This window comes from Sphingobium sp. TKS, assembly GCF_001563265.1.
GTDB lineage: Bacteria > Pseudomonadota > Alphaproteobacteria > Sphingomonadales > Sphingomonadaceae > Sphingobium.
This window is the reverse complement of the sequence record NZ_CP005084.1, coordinates 946424-971675: the sequence shown is the minus strand read 5'-3', so window position 1 is coordinate 971675 and position 25252 is coordinate 946424. Positions and strand designations below refer to the sequence as shown.

The following is a 25252-nucleotide window of genomic DNA, read 5'->3' as shown; positions in this document are numbered from 1 at the left end:
CTTCGGTCACTGAAATATCGGGGAGATGGACGAGGTGATGGAAGATACGGCAGCCGCTCCGGGAAGGGGAGAAAGATCCGGGACGCCCGGCTTGAGAGCCATGTTGCGCCGTCTTGGGCCGGGGCTCATCACTGGCGCGGCGGACGACGACCCAAGCGGGATTGGCACGCACAGCCAGGTCGGAGCGCAGTTCGGATATGGTCTTGCATGGACTTTCGTCCTCAGCTTTCCCCTCATGGTCGCAATCCAGCAGGTGGCGGCCGAAATTGGAAGGGTGACCGGCGCCGGGATCGCGCGCAATCTGCGCCGTCACTATCCGCGTCCCTTGCTCTGGACGGTCGTGGCCCTTCTGCTGATTGCCAATATTGTCAATCTGGGCGCCGATCTGAGCGCCATGGGCGCAGCGCTGTCTCTTTTGGCAGGGGGAAATTCCACCTTTTACACCCTGTCATTTGGAATCGTCTGTATCCTGGCTGAGGTGGGACTGAGCTACCCTCGTTATGCATCCATATTGAAATGGACGACACTCTCGCTCTTCACCTATTTCGCCGTAGTCATGGTTGCGCAGGTTCCGTGGGCGCACGCGCTCCGATCTCTCGTCGTGCCGGAAATTCAGTGGAATGCCGCCTACGCAACGGCCCTCGTGGCGATCTTGGGCACGACGATCAGCCCCTATCTCTTTTTTTGGCAGGCCGGGCAGGAGATTGAGGAGCAGCATCGCCATCACGCCAAGCCGCTTTGCATCGCCCCGCAGACGGCCGGCCGCGAGCTGGCGCGCATTCGCTTCGATACATTGACGGGGATGGCGTTCAGCACCTTGGTCTCGCTCGCGATTGTCTTCGCTACGGCCGCCACGCTCCACGCTCACGGCATTTACGACATTGCGACCTCATCACAGGCCGCCGAAGCGCTGCGCCCGATCGCCGGAAAATTCGCCTTCGCCATGTTTGCCCTGGGCATTATCGGGACGGGCCTGCTTGCCGTTCCTGTGCTGGCAGGATCGGCAGCCTATGCGGTCACCGAGATGGCGGGGTTAAGCGGCAGCCTCGACGCCAAGCCGCTGTCGGCGCGTCTGTTCTACGGAACTATCGCTGCCACGACGCTCGGGGGGGCATCTCTAAACGGAATTGGCATCGATCCGGTCCGCGCGCTTTATTGGGCCGCTGTCGTCAACGGCATTCTGGCTGCGCCCCTCATGGTGGTCATGATGCTCATAGCCCGTAATCGTCGCGCCATGGGACGATTGTGCCTCCCCTTCGGTCCGACCGTCATGGGCTGGGGCGCCACTATCGTCATGTTCGCCGCAACCGGCATATTCCTTGTCTTTACCGTCCTTAGTTGACTGGATTGCTCCATCACCGCCTGGAGTGGAGCCGGTGCCAACCGCGGGCGATTCACTCGTTTCTTGTGACCGGGATGAGCGCACCTGATATGCCGCGAGAGGCCTTGGAGGCCAGGAATAGGATCACGTCGGCGATCGTCGAAGGTTGAACCCACTGCGCGAAGTCCGCATCCGGCATGTCGGCGCGGTTGGTCGGCGTGTCGATAATGCTGGGCAGGATCGCATTCACCGTTACGCTGGTGCCGACAAGCTCCTCCGCCAACGCCTCCGTCAGGCGATGCACCCCCGATTTTGCCGCCGCATAGGCGCCCATTCCGGCACCCGCCTTGATCGCGGCGCCGGCCCCGATATTGACGATCCGCCCCTCGCGGGCCGCGGTCAGGTGCGGCAAGGCCAATTGCGTGATCGTCGCGGCCGTCGTCAGGTTCATCGCCTGCATCCGGGACCAGTTGCCCAGATCGCCACCCGCCAGCTTGTCCCAGACGAAACCCCCTGCGATATTGACCAGGACATCAATGCCACCATGGGCGGCGACAATCCGCGCCAGAGCGTTTTTCGTCTTCTCGCCGTCCGTCAGGTCAATCCCGCCAATGTCCAGCGCGCCCGGCAAGGCAGACCTGGCCGCCGGAGCATAGTCGATGCAGGCGACCGCATAACCCTGTTCGATGAAGGCGTCAGCGGCAACGCGGCCCAGCGCGCCAAATCCTCCGGTGACGATAACCGATCTTGTCATGACTTTCCCCTTTATCGTGACTGTTCCCATGGAATGGGCATTGTCGCGACGATCGTTCCCGATCGTGAGACACTCCAGAATTGCATGCGTTCAGCCTAGCGCAGACACCGGAACCAACCAAGGGGACCGCAAGTCCCGCCCAGCTTCACCGAGACCATGCCATCAGCCGCGAACCCCGTTAATTATTGCCGCCGATCAGATCCCCCAGGCCGCCGAGCACGGAGCCTTCGCCGCGATTCTGTCCTCCCCGGCTTCCCGCCGCCGCGAGCATGCGGCCGGCCAGGCGGGAGAAGGGCAGGGACTGTATCCACACCTTGCCCGGCCCGGTCAGCCGCGCGAAGAACAGGCCTTCGCCGCCGAACAGGATGCTGCGCACGCCGCCCGCCCGCTCCAGATCGAAATCCACCGTGTCGGTATAGGCCGCGACGCAGCCGGTATCGACGTGAAGCTGCTCGCCGGGCGCCAGTTCGCGCTCCACGATCGTGCCGCCCATCTGGACGAACACCCAGCCGTCGCCTTCCAGCTTCTGCATGATGAAGCCTTCGCCGCCGAACAGGCCGGTCATGATCCGCTGCTGGAAATGGATGCCGATCGAAACGCCCTTCGCCGCTGCCAGGAAACTGTCCTTCTGACAGATCAGCCGGCCGCCATATTGGTCGAGCCGGATGGGGAGGATCGCGCCCGGCGTGGGGGAGGCGAAGGCGACCCGCGCCTTGCCATGGCCGTTATGCGTGAAGACCGTGGTGAACAGGCTCTCTCCGGTGACGAGCCGCTTTCCCGCGCCCAGCAGCTTGCCCATGAAACTGCCGTCGCTGCCGCCGCTGCCGTCACCGAAGACGGTGGTCATGCCGATCGCCGCATCCTTCCAGACCAGGGCGCCGGCCTCCGCCACGGCGCTTTCGCCCGGATCGAGTTCGATCTCCAGAAATTGCAATTCCTGGCCCTTGATCTCGAAATCGATGTCGTCGGCCAGGCCGGGTTGACGATGATGTTGCCAGGGACTGGGGTTCGGCATGTTCGCGCTCCTGATGCTTCGGGGCTCGTCATAGCCGCTTCCGGGCAGCTTGCGCCACCCTTTGGACCTGCATTCCCCAAGTGGCGTGTCGTTTGAGGTGAAGATCGCCTGTATCCGAGCGCTAGACAAGGATTTTCTGCCGCAAGCGGCACCTGCGGTCGCGCAGACTGCTGGATCTGGACGGATCAGACCGCGAAGCCGCTGTTTCCTTGCCCAGGGGCGGCGTTTTTCAGCGCAGCGGACAGATCTGTCCAGCCGCTTTCGTTCAGTTTGAGCGTGGATCGCGATCATGCGCATAGCGGTGGCGCTCGCAATCGGCGGATAGCGGCGAGGATGGCGCGTACCATCGTGCCGGTGACAGCGACCTCGGCCAGCTGGAAGGTGATGGTGCGGGCGTGACGGACCACACGTGCCCCGATCTTGATCAGCTTCAGTTGCAGGCTGGTCAACGACCAGTCGGCCATGGCCTCGGGCAGCTCGATGCAGCGCAAGAAGGTGGCCAGGTTGTACGCCAGGGCGTGCAGTTGCAGCCGCACCTCATTGTCGCGGAACTTCCGGCACGACAGCCGCGTCCAGCGAAAGGCGTATTTGCCCTCTTTGATGTGCTGCTCGGCGGTGCCGCGCTGGTTGTAGAACCGCACCACCCAGTCCGGCTCCATCGGCAGGTTGGTGACGATGAAGCCGACACGCGGGAACAGTTCGCCCGGATGCCATTCGATCTTGGCGATCACCCGGCGTTCCTTGTCCCAGGACGCCGCCTGATACTCGAATTCCTCGAAGAACCGCTTGACCTTGGTCAGTGACGGCCGCCCGACAGGGCGCGTTAGCCGATGCGCGATCTTGTCCTTGAGGACCGCGTTTGCGGGCAGCCGGATGGCGTAGAAGAACCGCGCTTCTTCCAATCGCTCATAGATCGCCGGGATCGCGTAGGCAGCATCGGCCCGGAAGAACCTGCCACCAAGGTCGCGCTCCGCGTAGCGCGCAATGACGGGGTCGAGAACATCACGCCAGCCATCGGCGCTGTGGACGTTGCCATGGCGCAGGGCGCAGCGTTCCAGCATCCCGAACTGGTTGAACAGAAAGTTGGGGTGATAGCAGCTACAGTCGAAATGGCCATTCCAGGCGGACCCTTCCTGGTCGCCATGGGTCGGGCTGACCGAGCTGTCCATGTCCAGAACGATGTACTTCAGCCCGTTACGGTCATGGAACCGGTCGATCCATTGCCCGTTCAGGTCGGCCAGCGCGGCACGGTTCCCGGCCAGAGCCAGCGTCTCGGTCTCGAACCGTCCCATCTGCGATGCCGAGGCCGCTTGTGCATCGACCGCTCTGCCGCCGACAACTTGGCGCATGACCGGATCGCAGGCGAGACGGTTGGCGTCGTTGACATCCTCGTATCCGGCCAGCCGCCCAAAGACTGATTGCCGGAACAGGCCGTCGAGCCGATGGACCGTGTTCTTGCCAGAGCGAGTATCGCGCAGCGCCGCTGACGCCAAATCGGACAACCCGAGCGCGTCATCAAGCTCGCGCATCACCAGAAGGCCGCCGTCGGAACTGAGCTGCGTGCCGCGAAATTCCAGCCGCACGCGAGGGTCGAAATCCACCCGATCTGCCCGTTGCAAGCCCGCACCCTCTGGGTGATCCATGAAACGCGCCCCTCGCAGCCTTCAACACCATGTTTTATATAGGAAATATAATGGTCAGGACAGCGAAATCAGCGCCTTACTTGGGAAATGTGGGTTGGAGGCTTGTCCGGCGGGGGCGCCCGCCGTCCGCGATGAGCGGCGGCGTGTTCTGACCCGACCCAAGGTCTAATTGCCCATTCTCCCGAAAGGTTCATCCTGTCCTTCAAGTTTCAGACGAGTCCGGGAGAGGATGATGTTACAGCAGGCAATGGCGCGGTTCGCGGGCAAGACACTGATCCGCGATAAATACGACAATTTCATCGGTGGCCAGTGGGTGGCGCCGACCCGTGGCGACTATTTCGACAATATCTCGCCGGTGACGGGACAGAGCGTGTGCAAGATCGCGCGGTCGACCGCCGAGGATATCGAGCTGGCGCTCGACGCGGCGCATCTCGCCAAGGAAAGCTGGGGTCAGCGTTCCGCCACCGAGCGGGCCAATGTGCTCAACCGCATCGCGCAGCGGATGGAGGAGAATCTCGACCTGCTCGCCATGGCCGAGACGATCGACAACGGCAAGCCGATCCGCGAGACGACTGCCGCCGACATTCCGCTCGCCATCGACCATTTCCGCTATTTCGCGGCCTGCGTTCGCTCGCAGGAAGGGTCGATTGCCGAGATCGACCATGACACGGTCGCCTATCATTTCCATGAGCCGTTGGGCGTGGTCGGGCAGATCATTCCGTGGAACTTCCCGATCCTGATGGCGGCGTGGAAGCTCGCCCCCGCGCTCGCGGCAGGCAATTGTGTGGTGCTCAAGCCCGCCGAGCAGACGCCCATGTCGATCATGGTGCTGATGGATCTGGTGGGCGACCTGATCCCCGAAGGCGTGCTGAACGTCGTCAACGGCTTTGGCGTCGAGGCGGGCAAGCCGCTGGCCACCAACAAGCGGATCAGCAAGATCGCCTTCACCGGGGAAACCACCACCGGGCGGCTGATCATGCAATATGCGTCGGAAAATCTCATTCCGGTGACGCTGGAGCTGGGCGGCAAATCGCCCAACATCTTCTTTGCCGACGTGATGGACGCGGACGACGATTATTTCGACAAATGCCTTGAGGGCTTTGCGATGTTCGCGCTCAACCAGGGCGAGGTTTGCACCTGTCCGAGCCGCGCGCTGGTGCAGGAGAGCATCTACGAGAAGTTCATCGAGCGCGCCGTCGCCCGCGTGCAGAAGATCGTGCAGGGCAGCCCGCTCGATCCCGCGACGATGATCGGGGCGCAGGCGTCGAACGATCAGTTGGAGAAGATCCTTTCCTATATCGACATCGGTCGGGATGAGGGCGCGAAGGTGCTGACCGGGGGTACGCGTGCGCATCTGGGCGGCGAGCTGGAGCAGGGCTATTATGTGACGCCGACCGTGCTGGAAGGGCATAACAAGATGCGCATCTTCCAGGAGGAAATTTTCGGCCCAGTGCTGTCGGTCACGACCTTCAAGGATGAGGCGGACGCGCTCCACATCGCCAACGACACGCTTTACGGTCTGGGCGCGGGCGTGTGGAGCCGCAACGGCAACACCGCCTATCGCATGGGCCGCAATATCCAGGCCGGGCGCGTGTGGACCAATTGCTACCATGCCTATCCAGCCCACGCGGCCTTTGGCGGTTACAAACAGTCGGGCATCGGCCGCGAAACCCACAAGATGATGCTGGACCATTATCAGCAGACCAAGAATTTGCTGGTGAGCTACAGCACCAAGGCCTTGGGCTTTTTCTGAGGCGAGCGGCGGGTCGCACCATGCCGAAGGCGGGCCTCTCCTCTTTCACGCCTTCGGCTTTCGGCGGGCGCCTGGAGACAGGTGCCCGCTTTTTTTGTTTTTTCCTTCTCCCTTGAGGGAGAAGGATATGGAGCCTTGCTGAGCGGAGCGAAGCTAGGCGGAGTTGGATGAGGGGGTGGCACCTGCGCTATCCCCCTCACCCAGCTTCGACTAGGCAGCAAGCTGCCAAGTCTGCGCAGCCCTCTCCCTCAAGGGAGAGGGGTAGGAGTGAACCCTATGAACCTTCCACCCCGCATCCTTGCCACGTTAGAAGCCGAAGCCTTGATCGCCCGGCTGACCGTGCGCCACGGCCCCTTGATGTTCCATCAGTCCGGCGGTTGTTGCGATGGCTCCGCGCCGATGTGCTTCCCCCGTGGCGAGTTCAAGGTCGGAGGGCAGGACGTGCTGCTGGGCCATGTCGCGGGCGACGTGCCGGTGTGGATCGGCGCGGCGCAGTTCGAATATTGGCGCCATACCCAGATCACCATCGACGTCGTGTCGGGGCGCGGCGCGGGCATGTCACTGGAAAGTCCGGAGGGGATGCGCTTCATCGTCCGCTCGCGGGTGTTCACCGACGAGGAGGTGGAAGCGCTCGCCGCAGCGGGCGAACCTTTGCGCGGCGGCTGATTATGCATAGATAAGAACAGGAGAATCTGCGGGAGAGGAAAATGACGGTGCTGGCATCGGAAATCGCCTTTGCGTCGAGCCATGCGGGCGATCCGGCCAAGGCCATGGCGGACGTGGCCGGGCAATTGGGCGACGAGCCGCTGGCCGGGATGCTGCTTTTCTGCTCGCATCGCTTCGACCGGGAGGCGTTGGCCCGCGCGGTCAACCGGCAGAAGGAGAATATGGGGGGCGATGGCGTGGTGGCGATCGGCTGTACCAGTTCGGGCGAGCTCACCGAAAATGGCTATGATGAGGACAGTTTGAGCGTCATCGGCTTTCCTGCTTCCGCATTTCACATGAGCTCGCTTTGCTTCGACGATATCGAGAATTTCGACCCCGCTGCCGCGCGCCAGGCGGTGCGCAGCCTTGCCGCCCGCGCCGAGCGGGAAAGCCGCCATCTGGGCGACAGGGTCAATCACGTCGCCTTGTTCCTGGTCGATGGCCTGTCGCACCGGGAGGAATTGCTGACCATGACGATCCAGGATGCGCTGGGCGACATCGCGCTGATCGGCGGATCGTCGGGCGACGGCATGGCGTTCCGCGAAACGGCGATTTTCGACGGAGGCCGCTTTCAGCCGCGAGCGGCGGTGGTGGCGATCCTGTCGACGCCGCGCCCCATTCATGTGTTCAAGGCTCAGCATTACCGGCCGAGCGAGGCGAAGATGGTCGTCACCGGCGCCATTCCGCAGGACCGGATCGTGACCGAGATCAATGCGGAACCCGCCGCGCAGGAATATCTGAGGCTCGCGGGTCATGCGGGCGAGGCGCTGGGCGTTGCCTTCTATGCCGCGCATCCGCTGATGGTGCGGGCGGGAGGCGATTATCATGTGCGGTCGATCCAGAGTGCGAACCCCGACGGCAGCCTCACCTTCTACTGCGCCATCGATGAGGGGATCGTGATGACCGTGGGCGAGCCGGTGGACCGGATTGCGCGTATGGACGCCCTGTTTGCGGATATTGCCGCCGAGGTCGGGCAGGTCGACCGGATCATCGCCTTCGATTGCGTGCTCAACCGCATCGATGCCGAACAGCGGCAGATCAGCCGGGACGTGTCGGCGCTTTATGGTCGGCACCGGGTGATTGGCTTCAACACCTATGGCGAGCAATATCATGCCCTTCACGTCAACCAGACCTTCAGCGGCCTTGCCATCGGGCGATGAGTGAAGCGGACCTCTCTTCCGCCGAAATCGAGGCGCTCAGGCATGAGAACCGCAAGCTGCGCAAGATCAATGCGGCGCTGATCGATCGCGTCGAACGATCGAGCGACATGGCCGGCAACGCCTTTTCGATGTTCGAGACGGCGATTTCCCTCGAAGCCATGGTGCGCGAGCGGACGGTGCAGCTCGAAGATGCGCTGGCGAAGCTCGCGGAGGCCAATGCCGACCTCGCTTCCGCTCATGCGCTGGCGGATGCAGCGCGGATGCGGCTGCGCGACGCGATCGACTCCATCAATGAGGGCTTCGTCCTGTTCGACGCGGAGGACCGGCTGGTCCTCTATAACGAGGCCTATCTGGGTTTCTGGCCCGAAATTGCGGATCATATCCGCGAGGGCATGAATTTCGACGAGATCGCCAAGCTCGCCGCTGCCCATCATCGCCCGGTCGGGCAGGACCGCTGGGTGTCGGACCGGCTGGCGCGGCACAGCGTGGCGGAGGGCGGCCATGTGCAGGCTCTGTCCGATGGGCGCTGGGTGCAGATCAACGAACTGCGCACCAGCGAGGGCGGCATCGTCGGCATCTATACCGACATAACCGAGGTGAAGGCGGAGGATGCCCGCGACCGGGCGCGGGAACTGGCCGAGCGCAACATCGTGTTGCAGGCGACGCTCGATAACCTCTCCGAAGGCGTGTGCCTGTTCGATGCGGAGGGGCGGCTGGCGGCGTGGAACGAGGCGCTGCAACGTCTGCTGGGATTGCCGGAGGATTGGGCGCAGGGACGGGGCACCCATGAGGCGTTGCTGGATTGGTGCCGGGGCACGCTGGGCATGGACGACAAAGGCTGCCTCGACCGGGGCGGGGCGCGCTATCGCAGCGAACTGGTCCAGGCGGGCGAACGGCGCTTCGAGATACGCAGCAACGCCATGGAACGCGGCGGTCAGGTGATCGGCTTTACCGACGTCACCGACATGCTGCGCGCCCAGGCGGCGCTGCGCGAGACGGCCGAGTCGCTGGAGCGGCGCGTGGCGGAGCGCACGTCCGAACTGGAGGCGGAGGTGGCTGAGCGGCGCCAGATCGAGGCGCAGTTGATGGACGCGAAAACGGCGGCGGAAAAGGCCAATCTGTCCAAGACCAGCTTCCTGGCCGCCGCCAGCCATGACCTGTTGCAGCCCTTGAACGCGGCGCGGCTGTTCGTCGCGGCGCTGGGCGACCGGCGGCTGGCGCTGCCTACGCGGGCGCTGGTCAACCAGACCTCCACCGCGCTGGATTCGGTGGAGGATCTGCTGGAGGCGCTGCTGGAGATCAGCCGCCTCGATGCGGGCGCGATCCAGCCGGAGATCAGCGATTTCCGCATCGACCGGCTGCTCGGCACGCTGCGGACGGAATTCGCGCCGATGGCCCGCTCATCGGGCCTGACGCTGACGGTGGAGACGGAGCAGGTCTGGGTCCGGTCCGACATCCGCCTGCTGCGCCGCATCCTCCAGAATTTCCTGTCCAACGCGCTGCGCTATACCCAGCGCGGATCGGTGCGCGTCATCTGCGCGCCGGGGCCGGAAGGCATTCGTCTGAGCGTCACCGACAGCGGCCCCGGCATCCCCTTCGACAAGCAGCAACTGATTTTCGAGGAATTCCGCCGACTCGATAGCCGGACGGCGGGCAAGGGGCTGGGCCTCGCCATCGTCCGCCGGGCGAGCGACATGCTGCGCCATGAAGTGACGCTGGAATCAGTGCCGGGGCAGGGCGCGACCTTTTCCATCCGCGTGCCGCCGGGCGAGGCGGTGGTGGAAGAGGGGGAGGGCGGCAGCCTGCCCCGCAGCGACCGGTCGATGCGCGGGCTCAAGGTGCTGGTGATCGACAATGAGCGGGCGATCCAGACCGGCATGTCGACGCTGCTGGGCGGCTGGGGCTGCACGGTGACGACGGCGGCGGGTTTCGATGAGGCGGTGGCCGCCTTTGCCGGGGACGGGGCGCCCGACATCATCCTGGTCGACTATCATCTGAACGACGGCGAGACGGGCGATACCGTGATCGAGCGGCTGCACGGCCATTTCGGGCGGGTGGTGCCGTCGGTGATGATCTCCGCCGACCGGGGCGAGGAATTGAAGGCGAAGCTGGACGGTTGGGGCATTCCCCTGCTGGGCAAGCCGGTCAAGCCCGCCCAATTGCGCGCGCTGCTGCGGACGATGTTGAAATAGGATATTGGAGGTCGGGAACAACTTAATCCTCCCCACGCGTAGCGCAGGAAGGATTAGGAAGGGGCCAGATGCCGCCGTTCCATTTCGTCCAGAACAGCCTGTTCGAACCCGGTCGGATGTTTCGGATCACCGATCTTGCGGCGGATCGCGACGAGCTGTTCGTCCGTCAGATTGGCCGCTTCGGCAGCGTCTTTCAGATGATCATGCACAGCGAATCTCCCGCATCACTGCGGGCGGCAGTGTCGCATGAAAGTTACGCAAGCTCAATTAAGCGAAAAGTTCTAGTCCGATTGGCAAAGGCCGCCCCCGAAGGAGCGGCCTTCCCAACCATCAAGCCGCCAGGTCGAAGCGGTCGGCGTCCATCACCTTGGTCCAGGCCGTGACGAAGTCCTTCACGAACTTGTCGCCCGCATCGGCGGAGGCGTAAACCTCCGACAAGGCGCGGAGCTGCGAATTGGATCCGAACACCAGATCGACCCGTGTGCCGGTCCATTTCTGCTGGTTGGTATCGCGGCAGGTGCCCGTGAACAGATCCTTCTGCCCCTCCACTTCCTTCCACGCCGTGCCCATGTCGAGCAGGTTGACGAAGAAGTCGTTGCTGAGAGTCCCCTGCCTGTCCGTGAACACGCCATGCTGCGACCCGCCATGGTTGGCGCCCAGTACGCGCAGGCCGCCGACCAGCACCGTCATTTCCGGCGCGCTGAGCGTCAGCAATTGGGCGCGGTCGATCAGCAGTTCCTCGACCGGAACGTTGAACGGTACGGGCAGATAGTTGCGGAAGCCGTCGACTTTCGGCTCCAGCGGCTCGAAATTCTGCACGTCGGTCTGTTCCTGCGTCGCGTCGGTGCGGCCCGGAGTGAAGGGCACCTCAATGCTGCGCCCGCCGTCCTTCGCCGCCTTTTCGATCGCCGCCGATCCGGCCAGCACGATGAGGTCGGCCAACGAGATCTTTTTCACGCCCGCGCCGTCGAACTCGGCCTTGATCTTCTCCAGCGCGGTCAGAACGCGGGAGAGCTGTTCGGGCTGGTTCACGTCCCAGTCCTTTTGCGGGGCGAGGCGAATGCGCGCGCCATTGGCGCCACCGCGATGGTCCGAACCGCGATAGGTCGAGGCCGACGCCCAGGCCGTCTGCACCAGTTCCCTCACGCCAAGGCCGGATGCCAATATCTTTTGCTTGAGCGAGGCGATGTCCGCCGCATTGACCAGCACATGGTCGACGGGCGGGATAGGATCCTGCCAGATCAGGTCTTCGGCCGGAACTTCGGGGCCGAGATAGCGCGCCTTCGGCCCCATGTCGCGATGGCACAGCTTGAACCAGGCGCGGGCGAAGGCATCCTCGAACGCCGCCGGATCGTTGCGGAACCGCTCGGAGATTTTCCGATATTCCGGGTCCATCTTGAACGCCATGTCGGCCGTGGTCATCATCGTCGGCACGCGCCTGTCGGGGCTGTGCGCGCCCGGCGCCATGTCCTCCGGCTTCTGGTTCACCGGCTGCCACTGCTGGGCGCCCGCCGGGCTCCTGACGAGTTCATATTCATAGTCGAGCAGCATGTGGAAGAAGCTGTGGTCCCAGGTCCGGGGCGTGGGCGTCCACGCGCCTTCGATGCCGCTGGTGATGGTGTGATCGCCCACGCCGCTTTCATAGCCGCTCTGCCAGCCCAGCCCCTGCTGCGCGATGTCGGCGCCCTCCGGTTCCCTGCCGATCTTCGATGCGTCGCCCGCGCCATGGGCCTTGCCGAACGTATGGCCACCCGCCGTCAGCGCGACGGTCTCCTCATCGTTCATGCCCATGCGCAGGAAGGTTTCGCGAATGTCCCGCGCCGATTGCAGCGGATCGGGATTGCCGCCCGGCCCTTCGGGATTGACGTAGATGAGGCCCATCTGGATCGCGGCCAGCGGGCTTTCCAGCACCATGTTCCTGTCGGGCTGAATGCGGGTCTGGTTGCCGGGCTGGTTGACCCAAAGCTCCTCCGTGCCCCAATACACGTCCTTTTCCGGCTCGAACACGTCGGCGCGGCCGCCGCCGAAGCCGAAGACCGGCCCGCCCATCGACTCGATGGCGACATTGCCCGCCAGGATCATCAAATCCGCCCAGCTCAGCGCCTGGCCATATTTCTGCTTCACCGGCCAGAGCAGGCGGCGCGCCTTGTCCAGATTGGCATTGTCCGGCCAGCTATTGAGCGGCGCGAAGCGCTGCGAGCCGGAAGAGGCGCCGCCGCGCCCGTCGCCGGTGCGGTAGGTGCCCGCCGAATGCCAGGCCATGCGGATGAAGAAGGGGCCATAATGGCCATAATCCGCCGGCCACCAGGGCTGGCTGTCGGTCATCAGCGCCGTCAGATCCTTCTTCACCGCGTCGTAATCGAGCGACTTGAACGCCGCCGCATAGTCGAAATCGTCGCCCAGCGGATTGCCCGACAGGCCGTTCTGCTGAAGGATGTCGAGCGAGAGCTGATTGGGCCACCAGTCGCGATTGGTGCGTCCCAGCAGGGATCGCAGCGCGGCCGGTTCCTTCATCGGGCAGGCCAGCGGATCATTGCTCGTCTTTGCGTCCATTGCACGATTCCTTTCAGCTTCTCCGGGACCGGGATTCTAGGCCATGCCCGGCGAGGGGGGAACATGGCAGGCCATGTTATTTTTCCGATAACAGTGTGGAATTTATTGCATGAGAGGGGGAACATAACTCCCCTCCCGCAAGCGGGAGGGGTCGGGGTGGGCGCCGCGCCAGCGGCGTTCTGCCCCAGCCGATAGGGCAGAAGCTCGCTTTGCTCGCGCCCACCCCTAACCCCTCCCGCTTGCGGGAGGGGGACAACTTTTCATCTCTATATACTGAACGCGAAATGCCCGGCGCCCTTTTGCAGCCGCCGCCAGTTTTCCGCATTCATATGCACCAGCGTATGATGATCGCCGCCCTCGAACCAGACATCCTGATCCATCAGCATGTCGTCGTCGATGATCGTCTTCAATCCGAAGGCCGCGCCCACCGGCGGGATCGCGCCCAGTTCGCAGTCCGGGAACAGAGCCGCCGCCGTATGCTCCTCCGCCAGCGCCACGTCGCGCGCCAGCCATTGCTGCAGGAAGTTGAAGCTCACATGCTTGGAGGAGGGCAGCACCGCCAGCATATATTCGTCGCCCGCCTGCACCAGCACGGCTTTGGCGACCTGTCTTCCGGGGACATGCGCCGCCTGCGCTGCCCGGGCCATTTCGGTGGCGGGCTCATGCGGCCATTCGTCGAATCGCGTGCCGCAGCGGTCCAGATAGCCGCGCAATCTTTGGGAAATCGCCATGACATCCTCCATCGGCCTACGCCTGAAGACATGGTCAGCCGGGCGTCAGGCGCGGTGCCGGAAAAGGATGCCGGCACTGGGGCGGGCGGCGGGTCTGGCCAATGCCATCCAATGGACAAGGAATAGCAGATTTAGCGCCGATAACCAATCATCATGGGGCCATGCCGATGCGCGGGCGAAGGCGTTCGTCAATGCCTCCAAAGGGGCATCGGCCCTTGCCCTGAATCGCTGGCGGATCAGCATGTTGCGCAGATGCCGGGCGCGGGCCGCCAGTTTAGGATGGCGCCGCCGCTGACCGCTCGGGGAGGCGGTGGCATCGCGCCATCCCCCCAATGGCGCGATTTCCGGGTCCGGCTGCCCCGACCATTTGCCCATGACGGTTACAGCCGGACCCAATATGCGCCGGCCCGCAGCGCCGGGGCGCTGCGGGCCGGTCCCGGTCAGGCGAAGGATGCCTGGGTGATCGCCGCCGCATCCACATTGGTCAACCGCGCCAATATGTCGCCGCTGCCGCCGTCGATGATCAGGCTTTCGCTGCTGCCGCCGCCATTGGCCGTGGGGTCACCCTGCACGATCTGGAGGCTGGCGAAGGTCACGCTGTCGGGCAGCCGCAGATGATCGACCCCGGCCTGGAAATCGGTGATCAGGTCGGCCACCGACAGCGTCTGGCCATGGGGCGCTTCCAGGATGAACAGGTCGGCTCCGGCCCCGCCGGTCAGCGTGTCGGTGCCCGCGCCGCCGTCCAGCAGGTCATTGCCGTCCAGCCCGTTCAGCAGGTCATTGCCGACATCGCCCAGCAACAGGTCGGTCCCCGCCGTGCCGGTCAGGTGCAGGTCGGCGCTGATCGCCACGCCATTGGCGTCGAAGGTCTGGACGAACACGCCTTCGGGCACGTCCACCGGCTCCCGCACGCTGATCGTGCCGGTGATGGTGGACCCGGCGGTGAGGCCGCCGACGATCAGGATCGCCTGATAGTCATGCCCCGCCAACTGGTCGAGCAGCGCCTGCGGCACATGATAGAGGCCGCTGGCGTCCGCCGTCAGCCCGCTGATATTGATCGCGCCCGTGGGCAGGGTGGTCGCATTGGCGATGCCGCTCAGGTCGATCGATGTCGCGCCGTTGGGCGTCACCTGCAGCAACAGCGTGGTCGGCGTACCGGCGATGGAGTCGATGTGGAACGTCTCGGCATGACCGGCGCCGGTCGCGATGACCCCGAAGCCGCCCGGCCCGACCTGAAGGCTGCTCGCCACATCATGCAGCCCTGCCGTGGGGTCATAGCGCTGATCCTCCAGCGCATAGGCATGGACGGTCGCATTCTGCCCGGTGGTGAGGCCGCTGACCGTCAGCGTCAGGCGGTTGTCCAGCGCGAACTGGTCGAGGATCGCCTGATCGATCTGGACGGTGCCGTCCACAACGGTCAGGGCGATCGTCTTCGACAATCCGTCATTGCCCTGGCCCACCAGCGCGAAGCTGGCATTGGCGGGGGCCGACCCGACATAGAGATCGACCGGCTGCCCGACGATCGCGGTGCTGGTGAGCTGGGGCGTGAAGACGATCTGGCGTCCGACCTCCTCGGGTTCCAGCACATAGCTGAGCGCATAGCCGCCATTGTCGAGCGCCTGAAGGTCGAAGGAAACGGCATCGCCGTCGGCGTCGCTAAGCTGCGACGCGATGCCCTGCAGATGCACGACGCCACCCGACTTGCTGCCGTCTGCGGCGAAGCGCTGCACCGCAAGCCCGTCGGCCTGATCGTCGCCGTCGACATCGACCACCCAACTGACGGCAAAGCCCCCGCCGGTCAGGGGCGTGACGCGCAGCGGATTATCCTCGTCATCGCCCGAAATCCGGCTGTCCGGGCCGTCCAGCCGCTGGCCGGTATCGACCCCCGCCACGCCATTGGCGTCGAAGGTCTGGACGAACAGCCCCTCGGGCAGCAGATGCGGCGTGCGCGCGCTGACCGTGCCGGTGATGGTGGAACCGGCGGTCAGGCCCGCGACATTCAGCGATGCCTGATAATCATGCCCCGCCAACTGATCGAGCAACGCCTGCGGCACGGCATAATTGCCGCCTGCATCCGCCGTCATATTGGTGATGACGATGATGCCGCTGGCCAGCCGGGTCGCGTTGGCGATGCCCGTCAGGTCGATGAAGGCGCCGCCGCTGGGCGTCAGCAGCAAGGTGACGCCGCTCGCCGGGCCGGAGCTGCTGTCGATATGGAAGGCTTCGGCATTGCTGCCCGGCAGCACGATCGTGCCCACGCCGTTTCCTGCGACCTGCCGGCTGACGCTGACCTGTTGCAGCACCGCCGCCGGATCATATTGCTGCACTTCCTCGGCATAGATGCTGGCGCTGACGGTCTGCCCGCTCGTCAGGCCAGAGACCGTCAGCGACAGGCGATGGTCGATGGAGAATTGATCGAGGATCGCCTGGGTGATCGCGATCTCTCCGTCGACCACGGTCACCGCCACCGACTTGGCCAGCCCGTCCATGCCAAGGCCGGTCAGGGCGAAGCTGGCGTTGGCGGGCGCGTTGCTCAGATAGATGTTCGTGGGCTCACCGATGATCGGCACGCCGGTCAGCGACGAGCTGAAGGTCACGGACTGCCCCACCTCCGGCCGGGCCAGCGAATAGGCCAACACATAGCCGCCATCGTCCAGCGCCTGCAGGTCGAAGGCGACATCCTCATCCGCGGCATAGTCGATCAATTGCTGCGCGATGCCTTGCAACAGCACGACGCCGCCGACCTTGCTGCCGTCGGCGGCGAAGCGCTGCACCGCAAAGCCGTCGCCCTGATCGTCATGATCGGCGTCGACCACCCAGTTGACGACGAAGCCGCCGCCCGACAGCGGCGTGACGCGCACGCCATTATCCTCATCATCGCTGTAGAAGCGCGATTCCGCGCCATCCAGCCGCGCGCTTTCGTTGACCGACTGGCCCTGCGCGTCGAAGGTCTGGACGAACACGCCTTCGGGCACGGCAACCGGCTCGCGCACGTCGATCGTGCCGGTGATGGTGGACCCGTTGGTCAGCCCACCGACGATCAATATCGCCTGATAATCATGGCCGGCGAGCTGATCGAGCAGCGCCTGCGGCACATGATAGATGCCGTTCGCGTCCGCGACCACGCCGTTGATCTGGATCGCGCCATTGGAAAGCTGAATGGCGCCGGTCACGCCGCTGATGTCGATGATCGATCCGCCATTGGGAGTGATCTGTATGTTGACGAAGGTTGGCGTGCCGACGACGGCGTCGATATGGAAGCCTTCAGGATGGCCCGTGGGCGTGGCGAGCACGCCGACGCCGTTCGTCACCGCGCGGCTGACGCTGATCTGCTCCAGCGCCGCCGCCGGATCATAATGCCAATCCTCCAGCGCATTGATTAAGACATTGGCGGTCTGCCCGGTGGTGAGGCCGCCGACCGTCAGGGTCAGGCGGTTGTCGATCGCGAACAGGTCGAGCATCGCCTGCGTGACCTCTACGCGTCCATTGACCGGGGTCAGCGTGACCGTCCTGGCCTGTCCGTCCGTGCCCAGCCCGGCCAGCGCGAAAACCGCATTGGCGGGGGCCGCCTGGATGAAGATATCGGTCGGCACGCCGACAAGGATGGTCCCGGTCGATTGCGGGTTGAAAGCCGCCGGCCGGCCCACATCCTCCAGCGCCAGCGAATAGGTCAGCGCATAGCCGCCATTGGCCAACGCCTGCACGTCGAAGGCCTGCTCGTCACTTTCGCTGTCGATCAGTTGCTGGGAAATCCCCCGCAACAGGATGATGCCGCCATCCTTGCTGCCGTCGGCGGCGAAGCGCTGGATGGCGAGGCCATCGACATCGCCGTCGCCATTGGTATCGACCGTCCAGTTGACCGCAAAGCCGCCGCCCGGCAGCGCGGTCAGGCGCAGCGCATTTTCCTCGTCATCGGCTTCGATGCGGGCGCCGACGCCGTCGATGCGCGTGCTCGGGTCGACGATGGTTTCCGTCGTGTAGAAATAATGGCCGGTCGGGGAGGGCGCGCTGCTGTTGCCCGCCGTATCGGTCGCCACCGCCGAATAGCGCACCGTGCCTTCGCCCAGTTGCGCGATCTCCGCAGCGGACAGCGCCACGGAAAAGGCCGTGCCCGTCACCACCGCCTGCTTGACCAGCGTCTGCGCGCCGTTGGTGAGGGTCAGCGTCACATTGCTGCCCGCCTCGACCGTGCCGGTGATGCTGGTGCCGTTCGCCGCTTCGCCGCCGGTCAGCAGCGGTCCTTCCGTTGCCGCCAGCGCAGTTGGCGCCGCGGGGGGCGTGGTGTCGAGCGTCACCGCGGCGGGCAGCGATACAGCGCCCGCGAGGCCAGCCGTCGATACGAAGCCCGCCGTGATCGACTTGGCGCCGTCCGCGCCCAGATCGCTCGCCGCCAGCGCAATGCTGACGGTGCGGCTGGCAATGTCTCCGGCGCTGAGGGTAACCGCCTTGACCTCCGTGCCGCCGATCATCAGGCGCAGCGTATCGCCCGCCGCCACGCCGCTGCCGGAGCCGAGGCCCACCGACACGACCACGCCGTCGGCCGCTTCCGCCGCCGAAATGCGCGCGCCGTCGTCCACCACCGGCCGGTCGGGCGCACCCAGGGCGCCTGCCGTTGGCGGGGTGGGCACGATCACCTGCACCTGGGTCGAGGCGTCATCGATCTTCTCCGCCAGCGCTGCGCCCTGATAGGCGGTGCTGTTGAGAGCAGCGCCGCCGCCGACCGCCGTGCTCACTTCGCCCGCCAAAGTTTCCTGCGCCACGATTTGCGAGGTGGCGACCGCCGTCAGCGTGTCGACCGCGCTGCTGCCGCTGGCCTGCGCGATGCTCAGATTGACGCTCGCGAGCGAACTGCTGATCGCGGCGGCCTGCGCTGTGATGCCGGTCCCGCTTGCCGCCGCGACGGCCTGCACGATCTGGCCGATGGCCGCGCTGCTCGTCAGGTCGACGCTGCCGCCTGCGACCTGGCCTGCAATGGCGGTGACGGCGGCGTCCAGTCCCGCCTGCGCGCCGCTGCCCGCCGCCTCGCTGGCGCTGGCCATGACCGACAGGATGTTGGCGACCTGGATCGCCGCCTTCTGCACCGCCACCGCATTGGCGAGCGCGGCGCTGTCGGTCGATGCCGCCACGACGGCGATCGGATCATAGCTGCCAAGGTTCAGCGCGGCGTCCAGGCCCAGCGCCGCCTTTACCTGCGCTTCAGCATTGGCGATCTGCGTGGCATTCGCACCCGCGCCCGCCAGCGCGGCGACGATGGTGGTCAGCGGCGTGACGACGCTCGACCCGTCCGGCGCGCTCAATTGGCCGGTAAAGGCGATGCCGGTCGAAATATCGCGCGATAGGTTGGTGCCGTCGCCTGCGATCAGAGGCGTCAGCACGATCTGGCCGGTGCCGAACAGGCCGCTGAAATTGCCCTGTGCGTCGGTCGTGGTGTAATATTCGGCGGTGAACAGGCCGTCGCCATTGGCGTCGACAAAGGCCTCGCCCGCGTCGCGTACCCCATTATTGTTGCCGTCGGTGAAGCTCTCATGGTCCCAGACGCCGTCGCCATCGGCATCGCGGAACACCAGCGCGTTTGCGATATAGCCGTCAATGGCCGCACCGCTCGCGCCCGGATCGAAAGCGACGTTCAACGAAGCGGCCCCGCTCGCATTGCCCGCCACATCGGTAAAGGCACCGCCCGCGACCGAGATGGCGACCGCGCCCGTCGGCGTCAGCGTCGCCGTATAGACATTGGCGTTGCTGGGGGAAACGGCGAGATTGCTCAAAGTCCCGCCCGAAACGCTGATGTCGCTCGCGTCGAACCCGGCGGGCGTTTCGCTGAAGCTGAAGGTCACCGTCGCCGTCTGCCCCGCCACCAAGGCGGCAGGTACGGCACTGATCGCCACCGCCGGCGCGGTCGTATCGACCGTGATCGCCAGAGCGGAGGACGCCGTCCCCACATTCCCGGCCGCATCGGTCGCCGTCGCGGTTATGCTGTGCGCTCCTTCGCCCAGCGACACATCGATGCTGAATGCGCCGCCGCTGCCCGCAGTCGCCGTGCCGAGCACCGTGCTGCCGTCCCGCAGCGTCACCGTGGCCCCGGCCTCCGCCGTGCCGGTGATGGTGAGCGCGCTGGTCTGTTTGGTGATCCGGTCGCTGCTGGAGCTGCCGCTATCGTCCGCCGCCGCCAGCGCCAGGCCGGTGGGCGCGACAGGCGCGGTCGTGTCCTTGGCCTTGCCGCCGCCGCCGCCCGCCGCAGCGGCAATGCCGCCGACCGCCGCCAGACCGCCCAGCACGCCGAAGATCAGCCCGTTGCCGCCGCCTGCGCCTTCACTGGCCGCAGGAGCGGAAGGCGCTGCCTCCGCCGGAGCCGCCGCAGCATCCTGCGCCGCGCCCGCCGCCTGGCTGATCCCGTTCCCGGCCTCGGCAAAGGCGGCATCGGGCACCTGCACCGTCACTTCGCCGCCGTGCCGCACATAATGGGCGCCGTTGACCGCCTTGCCGGTGGCTTCATCGATGATGGCAACAAGGGCGTCCTTGTCCGCGGTCAGCACATTCGTGCCCTTGCCCAGGGCGATCGTGCGGACCAGCTTTCCGCCCTTGGTCGAAATCTTCGCTACGATCTTCATTGCGGAACTCCCCTGTTACATATTGTCCGTGAATGGTTTTCAGCGTTCCCGGAACGCTTCCTCGATCTTCAGTACCGGCCGCAGGAAATAGTCCCACACCGTCCGCCGCCCGGTCAGTATCTCGACCGTGCCGGTCATGCCGGGAATGATGGGCAGTGGCCTGCCGTCATGGACCAGCGAGGATTGCCCGGTGCTGATCAGCACCCGGTAAAAGGCTTCCTCGTTGGGCTTGCGGTCCTCGCGCAGCGTGTCGGGGCTGATCGTCTCGACCCTGCCCTTCAGCGATCCGTAGACCAGGTAATTATAGGCGGCGAGCTTCACCGTCGCGTCCTGCCCCGGCCGGATGAACGCGACGTCGGACGGTCTGATCTTCGCCTCCACCAGCAGCACGTCGCGGAACGGCACGATCTCCAGCATCGCCGCGCCCGGTTGCACCACGCCGCCGATCGTCGTCACCTGCACATTCTTGACCGTGCCCCGCACCGGCGCGCGCAGCACCGTGCGGTTCAGCGCGTCGCGCCGCCCGGTCACGACCTCCGACACCTGCGACAGCTCGCTCTCCACCTTGGACAGCTCCGTCCCGGCATCGGCGCGGTAGCGGTTGGTGCGATCGCTGATCTGCATCTGCGCGTCGTTGATCTGGCGGCGCAGGCGCAGCACGTCGACCTCCGGCACCAGCCCCCGCGCGGCCATGGGCGCGGTAATCCCCAATTCCCGCCGCATCAGCGCGATCGATCCGGACAGCGCCGCCGTCGACTGATCCACCGCCGCCCGCCGCACGTGGTACGTCTCCGTCTCATAGCGGATCAGGTCGGCATCCCCGGATATCTCCTTCGGGAAGGAAAGCGACAACCCGCTCGCCTCCGCCCGCAAGCGCGCCGCGCTCGCCAGCAGGGACCGCCGCCGTCGTTCCATCTCGTTGAAGGAGGATTCCGCCCGCGTCGGATCGATCACGATCAGCGGCTGGCCCGCTTCCACAAGGTCGCCTTCATGCACCTTGAGCGCGGAGACGATGCCGCCCTCCAGGCTCTGGATCGTCTGCACCTTGCCCGACGGCACGATCTGCGCCGCGCCGGTGGTCACTTCCTCCAGCACGGCGAAGCGCGCCCAGACCAGCAACGTCGCCAGCAAAGCCAGCAGCAACAGGGAAAAGACCAGCCAGCCCGGATGCCGGTCCCGCACCTCGGCCACCGCCAATGGCGAACGCAGGGCAGAGAGCATCGTCATGCCGCCGACCTCACCTTGCCCTCGGACAGCGCTTGCAGCACCGCGTCGCGGGGTCCGTCGGCAATGACCCGTCCGGCATCCATGATGATCACGCGGTCGACTAGCGGCAGGATAGAATTTTTGTGCGTCACGATCACATAGCCCGCCCCGCGCTCGCTCAAGGCGGCGATGCTGCGCAGCACCTCCGCCTCCGATTGCTGATCCATGGCGGAGGTCGGCTCGTCGAACAAAGTGACGGCCGCCTCTGCCATGAGCGAGCGCGCGACCGCCACGGTCTGGCGTTGCCCGCCCGACAGCGTGTCGCCGCGCTCACCGACCCCCCGGTCGAACCCCAGTGGATGCGCGCCCGCCAGCGCCGTCACCCCGGTAGCCTCCGCCACCTGCAACAGCCGCTGGTCGCTCGCCTGCGGCGCCCCCACCAGCAGATTGTCGCGCAACGTCCCATGAAACAGCCGCGCATCCTGCCCGACCAGCAGCAGGGTAGAGCGAATATCGGCAGGCTCGATGGCGGTCATGTCGACGCCGTCGAGAAAGACCTGCCCCTCCTGCGGCCGGTAGAGCGCCGCCAGCATCCGCAGCAGGGTCGACTTACCGCTGCCGATCCGCCCGAGGATCGCGACTTTCTCGCCGCGCTTGATGCTCAACGACACGTCGTTCAACGCCGGTTGCGCGCCCTGCTCATAGGAAAAGCTAACATGGCGCAGCTCCACATCGCCGCGCCACGCATCGCTGGACAGCAAATGGCGGCTGGGATCGCGGTCCAGCGGCAGGGCCATGATCTGGTTCAGGCTCGCCAAAGCCGACCGCACCTGTTGAAACCGCACCGCCAGCGAGGAGAGCGTCACCAGCGGCGCCAGGGACCGGCTGGAAAGCTGCACGCAGGCCACCAGCGCGCCCGCCGTGGTCTGGCCGATGCTCGCCAGATAGACGCCCCAGGCGAGCAGGACCGCCGAGCCGATCTGCTGCACGGCAATGGTGATGTTGAGCGCCAGATTGGACCAGCGTTGGCTGGCCAGCGCCCGGTCCGCGATGAAGCCGCTGGAAATCTCATGCCGCCGCCGCATCCGCCCTTCGGCGCGCAGGGCTTTCAGCGTCTCCAGCCCTTCCAGGCTCTCGATCACCGTGCCGTGCCGCACTGCCGCCTCGCGCAAATTCTCGCGCGCCAGCTTCGCCATCGGAATCTGCACCAGCAGCGACAGGGCGAGCACGATGAGGAAGGCCAGCAACGGCACCGCGACCAAAGCCCCACCGATCATCGCGCAAACGGTCAGGAACAGCAGCGCGAAAGGCAAATCGGCAATGGTCGTCAACGTCGCGCTGGTCACGAAGCCGCGAACGGATTCGAACTCCTTCAGCACATTGGCGAAGGCGCCGGAGGATTGCGCCCGCGCCTCCAGCCGCGTCGCCAGCACCCGCGAAAACACGGCGTCGCCCAATATCAGGTCGATCTTCTTGCCCGCCGCGTCCAGCGCGTGGCTGCGAATGGTCCGCGACACGAACTCGAACAGGCAGGCGATCGCGACCCCCGCCAGCAACGACCATAGCGTCACGAAGGCGAGGTTTGGCAGGATGCGGTCATAGACCGTCATCATGAAGATGATCCCGGCGAGCGAGAGCAGGTTGATCACCGCCGACAGCGCCGCCGCCTCGTAAAAATAGCGGCGATGCCGCCACAGCACCGGCCAGAACCAGCCGCTGCCCTGCGCCGCCACCAGATCGTCGGCGCGTCCGTCCACAGCGGTCGGCGGCGCAAAGGCGATGCACCGCTTCACCTCATCCACGCCGATGCCGACCCCCGCCGCGTCGATCAGCACATCGCCGTCCCGCCGGACCGCCACCAGCACCAGCCCATCGGCCAGCAAGGCGACCACCGGCAGCAGATCGTCGGTCACCGCCCGCGCCCCGATGGCGCTGGCGCGGATGCCCAGTTCGGCAAGGCTGCGCAGCATGTCCTCGGGATCGCCGCTGGTCCCGATCGCGGCGCGCAGCACCGCCGCGCTCACCCCATGCCCGCGCAAGTCCAGGCAGCGGGCCAGCGCATCGGCCAGGGAAGTCACGGCCACCAACTCCGTCATGGCCTTGCCCCCGGCCCGATCATTGGCCCCCCGACGACCGCCGGATAGATGCGCCCCAGCACGCCCATCAGTTGATATTGCGTCTGCGCAATATCGAAGCGTTCGTTCACCAATTGGGCGCGCACATTGAACCGCTCCAGCTCATAACCCAGCAGGTCGAGAATGGTCCGCCGCCCCAGCCGGAACTGTTCGAACACGATATTACGCGCATCATCCGCCCGCGCGATCAGCCCCGCGAGCGAAGGTAGCCGCGCCCGCCGCTGCGCCTGGAATGTCCAGAGCCGCCGCACTTGCGCGCCCAGAGAAGTCCGGGCCAGCGTCGCGCTGGACTCCGCCGACTCCAGTTCCGCCCTGGCCGCTTCATGCCGCGCCCGCCCGCCGCCGCTGTCGAAGGGCAGGGCGCTGGCGCGTAACCGCACCGCAAAGCCGTTGAACAGCCGGGTGTCGCCTTCCACCGTCCGCTCGGACGTGCGTGCGCCCTCCAGCGCCAATTGCGGCAACCACCAGTTGCGCGTGCCCTTTACCGCCTCGGCATTTTCCGCGACCTCGATATCGGCGCTGCGCACGGCGGGACTGCCTGCCGCCATCGCCTCGCCATTTTCCGCCGTTTCAGGCAGGGCTCCGGCGATGTCCGGCACGCTTCCCTGCGGTTCGACCGGCAAAGTGGACACTTCGCGAATGCGCCCCCGCGCCTCGGCCAGCGTGATCTCCCGCGTCTGGAGCGCGGTGCGTGCTTGCTCCAGCCGCGATTCCACCATCACCACATCGGAAGCACGGCCCCGGTCGAAGCTCGCAATCTCCACCACCAGCCGGTCCAGCGCTTCCAGCGCCGCCACTTGCTGCGTGCCGATGTCGATCAGTTCCGCTGCCCGCGCATGGTCGATCCAGGCGGCGGCGAGCTGTTGCGACAGATCCGCCAGCGCCGCCTGCTCCTGCACCCCCAGCAGGTCGACCCGCAACCGCCGCCGCCGGATTTCCGCTGGAGTGCGTCCGCCGTCATAGACAAGCTGGCTGACCTTTGCTTCCGGCAACAGGGCGAAACCGGACGACCGGCTGCTATTGCCGTCATCCCACCCCAGATCGGTTTCCACCCCGAATTGCGGCCGGTAACTGGATTTCGCAGCGCGCACATCCGCGCGTCCGGCACGGGTCAATTGCTGCGCGGCGACGATCCTGGGATGCGCGGCGGCGACACGCTCAAGCACCTGCTCGAACGTCTCGGCCCTTGCCGGAGCCGACAAGATCGACGCGCCCAGCAACAAACCCCGCCACCAACGACCGGAAACCAACAGCGAAATTCCCCCAACAGACTCGCCGCTGGACTAAAGAGCCTTGGCTTTTCGCACATCACCCATATGCGGTATGGCCCGGTAAAAGCGGGTGGGATCGGACTTTCCTGTCCTGCTACGGGACTTTCCGTCGAGGCGAGACTGGCGCTTAATATTGTAGGGCGCATGTCGGCCCGGACATTTCCGTGCTCCTGCGCAGGCAGGAGCCCAGGCCTGCCGTCTGAAC

Annotated in this window: 15 protein-coding genes; 5 read left to right on the top strand and 10 right to left on the bottom strand. The window is 65.5% G+C overall.

Going from position 1 to position 25252, the window contains the following annotated elements; genetic code table 11:
* Positions 1-25: 25 nt before the first annotated feature.
* Entirely contained in the window at positions 26-1342 is a 1317-nt protein-coding gene (locus K426_RS25170) for an NRAMP family divalent metal transporter (protein ID WP_082749175.1), read from the top strand.
* A gap of 52 nt (positions 1343-1394) precedes the next feature.
* Here K426_RS25170 and K426_RS25165 read toward each other — a convergent pair whose 3' ends face one another.
* The 3 genes from K426_RS25165 to K426_RS25155 form a co-directional block, all read right to left on the bottom strand.
* Entirely contained in the window at positions 1395-2075 is a 681-nt protein-coding gene (locus K426_RS25165; RefSeq protein WP_066563635.1) for an SDR family NAD(P)-dependent oxidoreductase, read from the bottom strand.
* A 178-nt stretch (positions 2076-2253) separates the two neighbouring features.
* Positions 2254-3090 carry a TIGR00266 family protein gene (locus K426_RS25160; RefSeq protein WP_066563632.1) on the bottom strand — a complete coding sequence of 279 codons (837 nt, stop codon included), beginning with the start codon at positions 3088-3090 and terminating at the stop codon, positions 2254-2256.
* Positions 3091-3377: 287 nt separating this feature from the next.
* A complete protein-coding gene (locus K426_RS25155; RefSeq protein ID WP_006473457.1) occupies positions 3378-4733 on the bottom strand; it encodes an IS1380-like element IS1247 family transposase in 1356 nt (451 codons plus the stop codon).
* Between the two features lie 232 nt (positions 4734-4965).
* On the opposite strand from K426_RS25155, the gene adh reads away from it, so the two are divergent.
* The 4 genes from adh (at position 4966) to K426_RS25135 (ending at position 10543) form a co-directional block, all read left to right on the top strand.
* Entirely contained in the window at positions 4966-6486 is a 1521-nt protein-coding gene (gene adh, locus K426_RS25150) for an aldehyde dehydrogenase (RefSeq protein WP_066564003.1), read from the top strand.
* 276 nt (positions 6487-6762) lie between these two features.
* The gene (locus K426_RS25145; RefSeq protein ID WP_066563630.1) at positions 6763-7152 is read left to right on the top strand and encodes a DUF779 domain-containing protein; all 390 of its coding nucleotides are present in this window, start codon (positions 6763-6765) and stop codon (positions 7150-7152) included.
* 41 nt (positions 7153-7193) lie between these two features.
* Entirely contained in the window at positions 7194-8351 is a 1158-nt protein-coding gene (locus tag K426_RS25140; RefSeq protein WP_066563627.1) for an FIST N-terminal domain-containing protein, read from the top strand.
* Positions 8348-10543: a NahK/ErcS family hybrid sensor histidine kinase/response regulator gene (locus K426_RS25135; protein WP_066563625.1), complete on the top strand. Its 2196-nt coding sequence runs from the start codon at positions 8348-8350 to the stop codon at positions 10541-10543. Before K426_RS25140 ends, K426_RS25135 begins: the two co-directional genes overlap by 4 nt.
* A 53-nt stretch (positions 10544-10596) precedes the next feature.
* Here K426_RS25135 and K426_RS32240 read toward each other — a convergent pair whose 3' ends face one another.
* The 7 genes from K426_RS32240 to K426_RS25100 all read right to left on the bottom strand — a co-directional run bounded on the left by K426_RS32240 (position 10597) and on the right by K426_RS25100 (position 25026).
* Positions 10597-10752, bottom strand: coding sequence for a hypothetical protein (locus K426_RS32240; RefSeq protein WP_169575627.1), 156 nt, complete (start codon positions 10750-10752; stop codon positions 10597-10599).
* Positions 10753-10873: 121 nt separating this feature from the next.
* A complete protein-coding gene (katG, locus tag K426_RS25130) occupies positions 10874-13096 on the bottom strand; it encodes a catalase/peroxidase HPI (protein ID WP_066563621.1) in 2223 nt (740 codons plus the stop codon).
* Between the two features lie 266 nt (positions 13097-13362).
* Entirely contained in the window at positions 13363-13827 is a 465-nt protein-coding gene (locus K426_RS25125) for an aminoacyl-tRNA deacylase (RefSeq protein WP_066564000.1), read from the bottom strand.
* Positions 13828-14267: 440 nt separating this feature from the next.
* Positions 14268-20435: an Ig-like domain-containing protein gene (locus K426_RS25115; RefSeq protein ID WP_066563616.1), complete on the bottom strand. Its 6168-nt coding sequence runs from the start codon at positions 20433-20435 to the stop codon at positions 14268-14270.
* Positions 20436-20474: 39 nt separating this feature from the next.
* Positions 20475-21662 carry an HlyD family type I secretion periplasmic adaptor subunit gene (locus tag K426_RS25110; RefSeq protein WP_082749174.1) on the bottom strand — a complete coding sequence of 396 codons (1188 nt, stop codon included), beginning with the start codon at positions 21660-21662 and terminating at the stop codon, positions 20475-20477.
* Positions 21659-23737, bottom strand: a complete 2079-nt coding sequence (locus K426_RS25105; protein WP_066563612.1) for a type I secretion system permease/ATPase — start codon at positions 23735-23737, stop codon at positions 21659-21661. The genes K426_RS25110 and K426_RS25105 overlap by 4 nt, the downstream gene beginning before the upstream one ends.
* A complete protein-coding gene (locus K426_RS25100) occupies positions 23734-25026 on the bottom strand; it encodes a TolC family protein (RefSeq protein WP_082749173.1) in 1293 nt (430 codons plus the stop codon). The genes K426_RS25105 and K426_RS25100 overlap by 4 nt, the downstream gene beginning before the upstream one ends.
* Positions 25027-25252 lie beyond the last annotated feature (226 nt).